We start from the raw sequence: 12,354 nt of genomic DNA, 5'->3' as shown, positions 1-12,354 counted from the left end.
TTTAGTTGTTAAGCATGCGGTCGAAGCTTCCCGAGTCGCCATCCCGATAGTCGGCGGTCATCAGAATCTCCTGCGGAATGCGCCCGCCCTCGCGCAGCACATTGCGGAACTGCACGCGCGTGACCATGGGCAGATCCTTGATCGTCGCCGCCAAGTTCTGCGGCACGCCCTGGTTGGCAGCCGCGGGCTCGCACTCGCCGCCGGCCTTCACGCGACGCTTATGCTCGGCGAGCATGGCGCGGTACATGCCGGCATGCAGGCGAATCTCAACCACATTGGCATTGCGAGCCTGCTCGACGATGCGCGCGCCCTCGCGGTCGATATCGCCCACGTAGTAGACGTAGTTAAAGCGATAGCCGATCTCAGCCAGATAATCGTCCAGGGCATGCGAGACGCTCGCCTTGCATCCGCCGCCAAAAATCACGCCGCCCACCTTGATGCCAAAGAGCTTGGCGTGCTTGCGGCCACGCAGCAGCCTGACGATCTCGTCGTAGGTGTCCAGGTTCTCGACCATAATGAACGGCTTATCGGCGCCCAGCGTAAAGAAACCCGTAAAGTGAACGGGGCGGTTGGGGGCGACCTTAATCGCCTGCATGCTGATGCCCTTTTCGGTCATACGCCGAATTAGGCGCTCGCCGTGCTTGCCGTCAAAGGCCTTCTCATCGTTAAAAATCTGGTAGGCACGCTGGCGGCGCGAGGCAACCGGCGTATCGGCACCTCGGTTTTGCTCGATCCAAGCCTGGATGATTGCGATTTCCTCGGCAATCTTGCGGTTGAACATCTCGTTGTGCTGAGTGCGCTGCGGCGCCTTTTTGCCGTCCTTGCCCTCGACCTTAACAATTTGAGTCTGCTGCTCCTTGATCTTAGAGAGCGCCGTAGGCGTAGGGACAACTTTGAGCAGCTGCCTGCCCAAAACGCGGGCAAGGGCAAACGCCGATACCTCGCCGTGGACGGCCGACTCGGGCCGCTGGGTAGCACTATCAGCCGCGGCAGGCTCAGCCTGTGCATGAGGCTTACGCTTGGAATCTGCCCGGGTATTACGTTCCTGCTTGGGCGCAGACGAGCGCTTTTGCGGACGATCGGACTTGGCCTCCTTCGCCGGCTGGCGCTTGACCTGATCCACCGGAGTCTCGGCCTTCTCATCTCCGTTTTGTGTCGCTGTCTTCTCGGCCGCGGCCTCGGCATTTGAGCCACGACCGCCGCGGTGACGACGACGGCGGGGCTTGCCTGAGGCGCTCTCCCCAGCCTGCTTATCAGCGGTCTGTTGAGCTTTGACCTCAGTGTCAGCCGCAGGCTGCGACTCGGAAGGTTGCTGCTCGCGAGCCGCCGGCTCAACGGTTTTCTCGGTTTGTTCGGCCTTCTCGGCCTGAGCGGTCGAAGCCGGCTCGCCCTTCTCCTGACGCCTTACGGGATACGCGCGTCCCGCAAACCCGCGGCCGGGACGGCATGAACCCGGAGCCTTCTTGGCAGACTCCTCAACATCGTCTGCAGCCTCGGAAGGCTCTTCAACCTCATGCGCGACATCCTGCTGCGCAGCCTTAAAGTGGGCACCACGGCGACGCTGGGGCTCCTGGGCCTCCACGGGCTTTTGCTCCTTCGCGGGCCTCTGCGACTCGGCAGCAACCTCGGTCTCAACAGCCTCGGCATCCGTCTCGCCCTTTCGAGCAACGGCGCGACGGAAGCGCTCCTGCTGGGCGCGGCGCTGTGCATCGCGCTTGCCGCCCCCGCCAAAACCGCCGCGTCCTGCCTTGGCCGTAAAGGCACGCACGACGTTCTCATCGAGCAACTCATCGGTATCGACATGCTCACGCGGAGCAACTTCTTCCACAGCAGGCACGTCAGCGAAATCCTCGACGACAAAATCTTCGACGGACTCGGCAGGCTGCTCCTGGGCATCGCGGATCTCGGCATTGATGGTATAGAACGCCGGGCGCCCGTTAATGCCGCTGCCCTCGATCTTGGTAACGATCTTTGCCGCGATGAGTTCGTCGCGCATCACCTTGGTGTTGCATTCCTTATCGACGGAACGGAAAATCTGCGCCAGCGCGCTCGACTTGATCTTGAGCGCCTTGCGGCAGAGCAGGTCGTAGGCAACCAGCTTGGCGCGCTCGGCAGAAAGCGACGTCTGGCTGCTCAGGCGCTCAGCCAAAGCATCGACATTGTTTTGATTATCGGAATATACCGTCTTGGCCACGGGGCCCCTTTCATATGTACACATATACGTTTATATGGTACAACGCGCGCCCTTATTCACGCAAAACATCTGCGAGAACACTCGAGCGTCACCCGCTTTCGCATGAAAAAAAGACCGAGCCCGCGAAGTCGCGGACCCGGTCTTTCCGAGTCATATGGATGGAACGGTTAGTCCATCAAGCTGACTAGGCCTTGGCGGCCTCGGCGTCGGCAGGAGCTTCAGCGGCAGCGGCGCGACCGTACTCGGCCTTGCCCATCTCGGACCACTCGGGCTCCTCGTCGGGCATGGAGCCGGCCTCCTTGCCGAAGAACTCCTTGAGGCAGTTGACGGCGACGATGAGGCCCAGGACCATCAGCAGGACGGCGAAAACGAGCTGCAAGCCCTTGGTGGCGGCGACGGAGACGGCGGCCGTGGTGGCGGTAGCCGGGATGGTGCCGAAGAAGCCGTAAGCCTGGACAGCGGTCATGCAGCCCATGGCGCTCTGGACCAGCGAGGTGAAGGTGCAGCAGAGCAGGAAGGCGACGGGCACGTAGAGCATCCAGCCCTTGCGGCCGGTGCACTTGCAGAACACGGCGAGGGTGATCATGGTCATGCCGCCGAGCAGCTGGTTGGAAGCACCAAAGAGCGGCCAGATGTTGGCATAGCCACCAAAGGCGAGGGCGAGACCGGGAAGCAGGGTGACGACCGTGGCGAACCAGGGGTTGCCGAGAACCTTCATGTAGCCGGCCTTGGACTCGATGGCCAGGGCGTCGTTGGTCTGGGCAAAGAACTCGGAGAACGAGGTGCGGGCGATGCGGGCGACGGCATCGAGCGAGGTCAGGGCCAGAGCGGAGACGTTCATGGTCATGAAGACGGTAGCGAGCGTGCCGTCAACACCGAAGGCCTGCATACCGCGGGAGATGCCAGCGGCGAAGATCTGGAACGGGGTGGAAGCGACGCCGGCGTTGAGGGCACCGGTGCCGGCGGTGTTCATATCGGAGAACATGATGCCGGCGACGATGATGGCAAGGATGCCGACGAAGGACTCGACGATCATGGCGCCATAACCGACCTTGACGGCGTCCTGCTCCTTCTCGACCTGCTTGGAGGAGGTACCAGAAGAAACGAGGCTGTGGAAACCGGAGAGGGCACCGCAGGCAACGGAAACAAACAGGACCGGGAACATCATGCCAGAAGCGCTGGAGAAGCCGGTAAAGGCCGGAGCGGTGATGGTGGCCTGGCCGTTAACACCCAGGACGACGATACCGAGGACAGCGCAGGCGATCATGACGATCATCATGATGGAAGTGAGGTAGTCGCGAGGGGTCTTGAGCATCTGGATGGGCATGGCGCCAGCAAAGACCAGGTAGACCATGACAACGGCGAACCACTGGAACTTGTCCAGGTAGACCGGGAACTGCATGCCGACGGCAAACATGAGAACCATGAGCACCACGCCAGTGACAAACTCGGCAGCGCCGGTGAGGTTGAACTTCTTCTGGGCCCAACCAAAGGCGATAGCGACGAAGGTGAACAGGATGGAGATGGTACCAGCGCAGCCGGCGGCATAGGACTTGGTGAAGTCGATGGCACCGGTAGCAGCACCAGAAGCGTCAACGGCCGGGGTGAACATGAACGTCTTGCAGACCATGTCGGTGAAGGCGGCGATGACGATGATGCAGAACAGCCAGCAGAACAGCAGGAACAGGCGACGGCCGGTCTTGCCGATGTACTTCTCGATGAGCTGAGCGAGCGACTTGCCGTTGTTCTTCATCGAGGCGTACAGGGCGCCAAAGTCGTGGACGGCGCCAAAGAAGATGCCGCCGACGAGGACCCAGAGCACGACGGGCAGCCAGCCAAAGGCCATGGCGACGATCGTACCCGTGACAGGGCCAGCACCGCAGATCGAGCTGAACTGGTGCGAGAACGCGGTGAAGGCGGAGACGGGCGAGAAGCTCTTGCCGTCCTTCATGCGCTTGGCCGGCGTGAGGGCCTCTTTGTCAACGCCCCACTTGTTGGCCAGCCATCGGCCATAGCCCAGATAGCCGCAGGCGAGCACCGCCGCGGCCACAACCATGAGCAAAACTCCGTTCATTACATTTCCTCCTCTAAAAAGAACTTCTCAGACATAAAAAATGAGGGCCGTCGGTTGCGCTCGACGGCCCTCATCTTCATCAGCCGCCCGTTATCGTACGGGCTAGCTGTATGTGCTAACCCGCATCAGATAATTACTACGCTGATAATGTTTAGCTGATGCGTGAACATGTCTAAGAAATCCTCTTCAATCATGATGCGAACGATCCGTGCGGTTCACATCCCCCAGTGGTTGAAAAGGAGTATGTAACTTTAGTTACCTAAAGTCAACGCAAATTTGTAATGAATTTTCAACTTTTTTTGAAATTCTCGGTATAAAACGCCACTGACCTCGGACTTTACCGAACGACAGTTTTTGCTTGAGAGATGCCCCTCGGGAGCGGGGCGGGCGCCTGCCGCCATATATGAACTTTCCTGCTCGGACAGTCCTGCTCACGACGGAGGCCACATTAAGTGGCCTCCTGTTCGTGCGGAACTCGCGATAAAGTTCATATATGGCGGCAGGCGCCCGCCCCGCCCCCGAGGAGCTCCCATCCCAAATGTGCGGAGCAAAGCTCCGCACACCATCTTTTTCTTTCAGCTAAAGCACGCCGGAAATTCGACGCAGCTGGCTAACCTTGCCGGACGTTGTTGACGCCAAACCAGCTCAGAAGCTATATCGATACAGAAAGGTCCCCGGACGGAGGGGCCGGATATAAGGTTTATCGCGAGTTCCGCACGCAAAGAAGGCCACTTAATGTGGCCTTCGTCTTGCGCAGGACTGTAGAGCAGGAAACCTTATATCCGGCCCCTCCGTCCGGGGACCGCGCCGTACCAGCTACAGCGTCATGTTTGGATCGGCGTCGACGTCGAACGGCGAGATTTCTCCTCGGTCGAATTTACGGCGGGCAACCTCTGCGATCATGGCGGCGTTGTCGGTGCACGCCGAAAGCGGTGGCACCGTTACGCGGATCCCCTGACGCCCAAGCTTCTTGATCATCATCTCGCGCAGATGCGGGTTGGCCGAGACGCCGCCACCGATGCAGTATTCCTTGCATCCGGTAGCGTGCAGTGCGTTTTTGGCCTTCTTGTACTGCACGTCAAAGACCGCCGCCTCAAACGAGGCCGCTAGATCGGGCAGGTGAATCGTGCGCCCGGCCTTGGTCTCCTGCTCGATGTAGAGCGTCACCGCCGTCTTGAGGCCCGAAAGCGAGAAGCGATAGTCCCCCCTGCTGTTAAGCGCACGGGGAAAATCGATCGCGCGGGGATTACCCGTCTCGGCCAGCTTGGAGATGATGGGGCCACCGGGATAGCCCAGGCCCAGCGCCTTTGCCACCTTGTCGAAGGCTTCGCCCACGGCGTCGTCGAGCGTCTCGCCGAGCACCTCGTAGTCGCCCCACGCCTTGACGTGAACAAGCATGGTATGACCGCCCGAGACGAGCGTGAAGATAAACGGCGGCTTGAGGTCGGGCTGCGCCAGCAAGTTGGCAAACAGGTGCCCCTCCAGATGGTTGACGCATACGAGCGGCTTACCGGCAGCGTAGGCAAAGCCTTTAGCAAAGGCAACGCCCACCACGAGGGCGCCCACCAGGCCCGGACCCTGTGTCACGCCCACGGCGGCAAGCTCGCTAGGGGCAATGGCTCCACCCTCAAGACCAAGCGATGCTGCGGCATCCTCGAGCGCCGCATCCACGACGCTCACAATCACCTCAACGTGTTTGCGCGAGGCGATCTCGGGCACCACGCCGCCAAAGCGGGCGTGAAAATCAATCTGTGTCGACACCTGGTTGGCCAGCATATTGCCATCTGCATCGATAATCGCCACCGCCGTCTCGTCGCAGGAGCTCTCGATAGCGAGCACTAGGCGGCGATGCTCAATCTCGACACGTTCCTCGGCAGAGCGCTTGGGCGCAGACAGGGGCCATGCGCGTTGCTCGGCTGCCGTCGGCTCGGGCGAGGCGTTATCGACCGGAAGCACGAGGGGAAGTGGGGCCGTCATGACGATGGCGTCCTTGCCGGCACCGTAATAGCCACGACGACGGCCAGCCTCGGTAAAGCCCAGAGCGTTATAAAGCGCGATCGCTCCCTCGTTACCGTCCTCGACCTCGAGCGAAGCCGTAGTGCAGCCGAGCATCTGGGCATCATAGCTCACGTGCGACAGCAGCTTGCGGGCAATGCCCTCACGGCGATGTGCCGGGTCGACGGCGACATCCAGAATCTGCACATCACCGTCCACGACCATACCGCCGGCAAGGCCCAGCAGCTTGCCGTCGTCGTGTGCCACCCACCAACTACGCGGCGCAGCGACGTCCTCGCCCAGTTCGGACAGGAACATGCCCGGCGTCCACGCCTCGTGTCCGGCACCTTCAAAGCAGGCGGCCTCCAGCGCGCTCGCGCCCTCGGCATCCGCCGCGCCCATGGGACGGAACTGCAGATGACGACCGGCGAGTTCATCGGCAACGCCCGTAATTTCGCTCTGTGCACTCTCGGCAAGACCAAGACGCTTGCGCTCGTTTTCCTCGGCATCCGAAAGGCGCGTGTAAATCGGCAGGACGCGGGCCGGATCGCCGTCGCCCGCAGCGTGCGCGAGCAGCAAGCCCTCGCCCGAAGGCCACCACAGGTCGCGCTCCACGCAGCGGGCGGTCTCGTCCTCACCCAGCAGCTTGCCATAGCGCACGAGACCGTCACCGGTCAGCTGAACCTGGTCCCAGTCCGCTGCTCGGCGCCACTCATCGAGCGCCACGGCGGCCTTGACCACGTGTTCGCGCTCAAATTGACGCTCGGGGCCCTCATCGATCAGCATATACAGCGCCGGATATACCTCACCGCGCATAGCATCGGCCAAGATACCAAGCTTGCCGCGCACGCCAGCCTTCCACGCCGTCCAAGCGCAAGCGTCGAGCGTCGACACGCCCAGCAGCGGAGCATTGGCACCGCGCGCGAGGCCCTTGGCAGTGGAGATGCCGATGCGCACACCCGTAAACGATCCCGGGCCGCGGCCGACCACGTAGCAACCAACATCGCTGCGATCCAGACCGGCTTGAGCCAGCATGCCATCAACGGTATTCACGAGCTCAACGTTGGCGTGACGGCGACACATGTGGTCGCCACTCACGAGCTTCGTCTCGCCCGTCTGCCCATCAATCCAGCTTGCCGCGCAGGCAAGCATGTCGGTCGAGGTATCGAGCGCCACCACCAGCGCGTTGTCGTTATGCAAGCTCATCTTGTACAGCCTTATCAATCAAATGGGAAAGCTCCATTGCGCGGTCACCGTGCGCCTCGAGCGTTATCGTTCGCACATCACTGTCGCCCTCATCACGCTTGAGCGTCACCGAAAGATACTCATCCGTCAGCTCGTCTTGGAATTGTTCGCCCCATTCCAGCAGGCAAGCACCCTCATAGCCCAGCACATCGAAAATGCCCGTATCCTCGAGCTCGTAGGCATGCTCCAGGCGGTATAAATCAAAGTGAAACAGCGGAATACGACCTTGATCGTGGACGGCCATGAGCGCAAACGTAGGGCTCGTAACCATATGCCCATCGCCCAGCCCGCGCGAGACGCCCTTGGTAAAGTGAGTTTTGCCCACTCCCAGGCCACCGGTCAGGATGAGCACATCGCCGTCCTCAAGGCACGGTGCAATTAGCTCGCCAAAGTACTCCGTATCGGCAGCGCAAGTCGTTTTGTAAGTACCTACCCCCAGGCGCTCCAGGGACATATATGCTCCTTATTATTCCGAGGCGTCCTCTGGTGCGGGATGTCGCTCCAGATAGTCGCCCAGCATCTTAAAGTCTTCCTCCAGTAGCTCCTGCCACGCCGGATTGCGTAGCGCTGCTGCCGGATGGAAAGTGGGCATTACTACAAAATGCCCCATCTGGTGGAACCTGCCGCGCAGCTTAGTAATGCCAATCTCGGTCTTAAGCACAAAGTGCGTCGCGGGGTTGCCGAGCGTCACGATAATATCGGGCCAGATGCTTCGAATCTGCTCACGCAAAAACGGCGAGCAAGCCAGCACTTCCTCGGGACGTGGATTGCGGTTTCCCGGCGGGCGGCACTTAAGCACGTTGGCAATGTAGACGTCTTCGCGTTTGAGCCCCGCCAGCGACAAAATGCCGTTGAGGTCCTCGCCTGCCGCCCCCACAAAGGGCTCGCCCTGCAAATCCTCATTGCGGCCCGGCGCCTCGCCAATAAACATCACGCGAGCGTGGGGGTTTCCCACGCCAAACACGATATTGTGGCGCGACTGGTAAAGCTGGCAAAGGTGACAATCGCCCAGAACGGCCTCGATCTCCTCGAGTGCGACCTCACGCGGCGCCTGATGGCTATGGCCGGGGATGTGCATGACGCCCATAGCGGCTCCTACACGTAGACCTTGTCGAGACGCATGCCAAAGCCGCAGGCGACCTCGTAGTTAATCGTTCCGCGCAGTCGGGCCATCTCGTCCATAGTGATCTCGGCGTCGCCATCGCGGCCGACAATGATCATCTCGTCACCATACTCGGCCTCGGGAATCTCGTGTGCCGGGTTGGACTGAATGGCGACCATAAACTGGTCCATGCAGATATTGCCAACCTGATGCACGCGCTCGCCGCGATACAGCACATCCATACGATTGGAAAGCGTACGCGATAGGCCATCGGCATAACCGATCGGCAGCGTGCAGATCTGAACGCGCGTACGCGGTACGCGGTAGGTAAAACCGTAGCCCACGCCCTCGCCCATCGCAGGGTGTGCCACGCGCGTCACGCGCGCATGGACGCTCATAACGGGATCAAGCTGCATCACGCGGCCACTCAGCTCGCACGGCTGCATGCCATACAAGCCGACGCCGGCGCGAATCATATCAAAATGCATCGAGGGGTCGAGCATCGAGGACGGCGTGTTGGCGCAGTGCACGATACCGCACTCAAAGCCCGCATCCTTAATGGCCTGAACGGCCTCGGTAAAGCGCTGACACTGCAGTTTGTAGTCCCAGCCCGAAGGTTCATCGGCCGTGGCGAAGTGAGTAAATACGCCGTCGCACTGAATACCGCGATGGAAATTAATACCGCGGACAAAGTCGAGCACCTGCGTGTAATGTACGCCAATGCGGTTCATGCCCGTCTCGATGGCGAGATGATACTTGCCCACCTTGCCCGCCGCGACGGCACATTCGCCATACGCAAGAGCAAAGTCAGACGTATAGACCGAGGGCATGATATCAAACTCGAGCAACGTCGGAATAGCCTCGATAGGCGGCTCGCTTAGGATGAGGACGGGTTTCGTAATCCCGCCCTGTCGGAGCTCAACGCCCTCGTTAACCGTCGCCACGGCAAACATGTCGGCACCGGCCGAATACATGATCTTAGCGCACTCAACAGCTCCATGACCATAAGCATCGGCCTTGACCACGCAGCACAGGCGCTGACGCGGATTCAACAAGTTCTTATAGGCTCTCGTGTTGCGACGGAGCGCCCCGCGGTCGATCTCGACCCAGGACCAGCGCGTCAAATCGGCTTTATTCATGATTAGTCATCCGACCCTTCGTCCATGATTCCCAGATCTTCGAGCGCATCCTTTGCCGCCAGCTCCATGGCAGGACCGATCAAGTCGATAAGATCGGTCGCGATAACGCTCTTCTCACCATACTCCGTCGCCGCGGCAAAACCGGCGTAGCTGTGAAGTGCGACGGCGTACGAATACAGCAGCTCCCAACGATCCATCTCGTCGCGCATGGTGGCAAGCGTGCCGGCCAAAATACCCGCGAGAACATCACCAGAACCGGCAGTTGCCAGAGAAGCCGGACCCGAGAGTGGCAGCAGCACGCGCTCAACGCCACAGATAGCCGTCGTCGGCCCCTTGGCTATGACCACCAGATTGTCGGAGCCTGCAGCCCAGACAACCTTCTGCGCAGCTGCAATCGCGGTACCAAGGTCGTTCACCTCGTCACCGGCAACCAAACGCGAAAGCTCACGATAGTGCGGCGTCATAACCAACGGCTGCTCACGACGATACATCTCGGGGTTACTATCAATACCGTCAATGGCAATCTTAGCAAGGCAGTTGAGTGCATCGGCGTCCAAAATTAGCGGTACATCAAGCTCGAGCAAGCCCGAAACCACCTGCATAGCGCCAGCAGACGTCGTCATACCGGGACCGCACAGTACGCAGCTGTACTTCTTTGCGATCTCGCACACCGTCATGCGCGCAGCGGCGCCAAAGGAGCCGCGGGAATCAGACGGAATAGCAAAGACGGGAATCGAAGGAAGTGCCATGCGAATAAGATTGGCGCAGGCATCAGGAGCCGCGACCGCCACGTAACCAGCACCCGCGCGAGCTGCAGACTTGGCCGCCATAATGGCAGCACCAGGATATTGCGCCGATCCGGCGACAATAAGCACAGAGCCACGGGAATACTTATCGATATTCGATGGTAGCGGAGCAAAGTAATCAACTAAGTCACCGGGCTCGACAATCTCGGCGGCGTGGTCGACATCATCGATGACCTCGTCAAGACGGTCGTAAAGATTGCCGCAGGTCAAATCGCCAGCATACTCAGGACCATCAGCGCTATACAGACCAATCTTGGGCGCAATCATCGTCACCGTGCGCTCGGCACGAATGCAGTCGTCATCAACAACGCCCGTCTCGGCATTCAGGCCCGAGGGGACATCAATGGATACGACACAATCGGCGCATTCATTGACCGTAGGAATCCAAATGGAGAACGGCGCACGCAGATTCCCGTGGAAACCGGTACCAAAAATGGCATCGACAACAACATCGGCCTTATCGATCAAAACCTCGAGTTCGTCACGCGAGGGACCGACGCAAACGTGCACATCGCGGCCGGCAGTTCGACGAGCAACATGACGTGCCAGAGCAGCAGGAATCTCATCCGGCTCAACCGGAGAAACGATATCCACGTCCACACCCTTGTGGCTCAGGATATCGGCGGCAACCCAACCGTCGCCGCCATTATTACCAAAACCGACCAGAACGAGAACCCGATCGGGATTGAGCTTCAAGACCTCGTTGGCGGCAAACTCACCCGCTAGCTCCATAAGCTCGGCCTTCGAAGTCCCTTCGCGTTCGATGATATCCTCGAGACGAACGACTTCTTCGGTACTCAAAACCGGTTTCATCTATGCTCCTAGCGTATCTTGCGAAGCATCGCCCAGGTGCTCCGTCAATGCTGAATTCTGCAGCTGCTCGAGCTCATCTAATACAGAGCGAGCCTCTTTAAATGTCTGCGCAACGCGTTTCTTGGTACTCACCTTTTCCTCTTTTGGCTTAGGCCGAGCATCTTCGGTAATCGCGATGGCATTCGCAACGGCCAAGTCTCCCGTAAGCGTAATGGAAAGAGCGACCTCAACAACACCCAGTTCTTGAGCGATCTCGAGAGCACGGCCCGAAAGCAGCGCCTTCGGTTTGCCGAGTTTATCACGCGTTACCGAAACATCCTTGCGACCCACGCCTTGACTAAAACCCGTGCCGAGAGCTTTAAGCACCGCCTCGCGCGAAGCAAAGCGGCTCGCATAGTGAGCAGCGGGACGCGATGATGCATCACAATACACACGCTCTTCTTCGGTAAACACACGCCGAGCAAACGACGGCGTCTTTTCAAGAATAGATTTCATGCGGGAAATCTCGACGATATCAACGCCGATACCAGCTTCAGCCATGTTCACCTCCATATTGCACAGACTAAGCTATTGTAGCCCGTTCACAGAAGAAGCGACAAACGAGGGTTATAAAACACAGCTACTATGTGAGACAAAAGCCCGTAAACGCAAAAAAGGGGGAGGCCGCGAGGCCTCCCCCTTCTTCAAGTCAAGCGTACGGCTCGGTGCCGTCCACCGGTCAGCGGCGCCCTGGCCTCCCACGGGCTGGCCCCGCAGTACTCTCGGCGCGATGGGGCTTAGCTTCCGGGTTCGGAACGGGACCGGGCGTGCCCCCCATGCTCTGGCCGCTGACCGGTGGGCGGCGCCCACCGTTACGGTGTCCGGTATCGCATACACGTGCCCTGGGGGCCGCATGGCGCATAGGAGAGGTGACTCGGGGGCATCCTCGTGCCCGGACCGCGCTTCAGAGCGCATGTCCCGCGGGCCGCGAGGTGCGGTTCCGGAAG

Annotated in this window: 8 protein-coding genes and 1 rRNA gene; all 9 read right to left on the bottom strand. The window is 60.0% G+C overall.

Going from position 1 to position 12,354, the window contains the following annotated elements:
• Nucleotide 1 precedes the first annotated feature (1 nt).
• Nucleotides 2-2,194, bottom strand: a complete 2,193-nt coding sequence (locus ACRX4W_RS06450) for a hypothetical protein (protein ID WP_432299689.1) — start codon at nt 2,192-2,194, stop codon at nt 2-4.
• Nucleotides 2,195-2,378: 184 nt separating this feature from the next.
• The gene (locus tag ACRX4W_RS06445; protein ID WP_118256885.1) at nt 2,379-4,268 is read right to left on the bottom strand and encodes a carbon starvation CstA family protein; all 1,890 of its coding nucleotides are present in this window, start codon (nt 4,266-4,268) and stop codon (nt 2,379-2,381) included.
• An 816-nt stretch (nt 4,269-5,084) separates the two neighbouring features.
• Nucleotides 5,085-7,469 (bottom strand): tRNA (adenosine(37)-N6)-threonylcarbamoyltransferase complex transferase subunit TsaD, encoded by a 2,385-nt coding sequence (gene tsaD, locus ACRX4W_RS06440; RefSeq protein WP_432299687.1) that lies wholly within the window; start codon nt 7,467-7,469, stop codon nt 5,085-5,087.
• Nucleotides 7,456-7,962: a tRNA (adenosine(37)-N6)-threonylcarbamoyltransferase complex ATPase subunit type 1 TsaE gene (gene tsaE / locus ACRX4W_RS06435; RefSeq protein ID WP_006235849.1), complete on the bottom strand. Its 507-nt coding sequence runs from the start codon at nt 7,960-7,962 to the stop codon at nt 7,456-7,458. Before tsaE ends, tsaD begins: the two co-directional genes overlap by 14 nt.
• Nucleotides 7,963-7,974: 12 nt before the next feature.
• Nucleotides 7,975-8,595, bottom strand: coding sequence for a uracil-DNA glycosylase (locus ACRX4W_RS06430; protein WP_089573671.1), 621 nt, complete (start codon nt 8,593-8,595; stop codon nt 7,975-7,977).
• Nucleotides 8,596-8,603: 8 nt separating this feature from the next.
• Entirely contained in the window at nt 8,604-9,749 is a 1,146-nt protein-coding gene (gene alr / locus ACRX4W_RS06425) for an alanine racemase (protein WP_117774251.1), read from the bottom strand.
• A 2-nt stretch (nt 9,750-9,751) separates the two neighbouring features.
• A complete protein-coding gene (locus ACRX4W_RS06420; RefSeq protein ID WP_117584236.1) occupies nt 9,752-11,368 on the bottom strand; it encodes an NAD(P)H-hydrate dehydratase in 1,617 nt (538 codons plus the stop codon).
• Complete coding sequence (gene acpS / locus ACRX4W_RS06415; RefSeq protein ID WP_432299683.1) at nt 11,369-11,908, bottom strand: holo-ACP synthase; 540 nt, start codon at nt 11,906-11,908, stop codon at nt 11,369-11,371.
• Between the two features lie 176 nt (nt 11,909-12,084).
• A 5S ribosomal RNA gene (gene rrf, locus ACRX4W_RS06410) occupies nt 12,085-12,200 on the bottom strand.
• Nucleotides 12,201-12,354: the final 154 nt, after the last annotated feature.

The organism is Collinsella aerofaciens, assembly GCF_964283865.1.
In the GTDB taxonomy this organism is placed as follows: domain Bacteria; phylum Actinomycetota; class Coriobacteriia; order Coriobacteriales; family Coriobacteriaceae; genus Collinsella.
The sequence above is the reverse complement of the archived record's forward strand: the minus strand, read 5'-3'. Positions and strand labels throughout refer to the sequence as shown.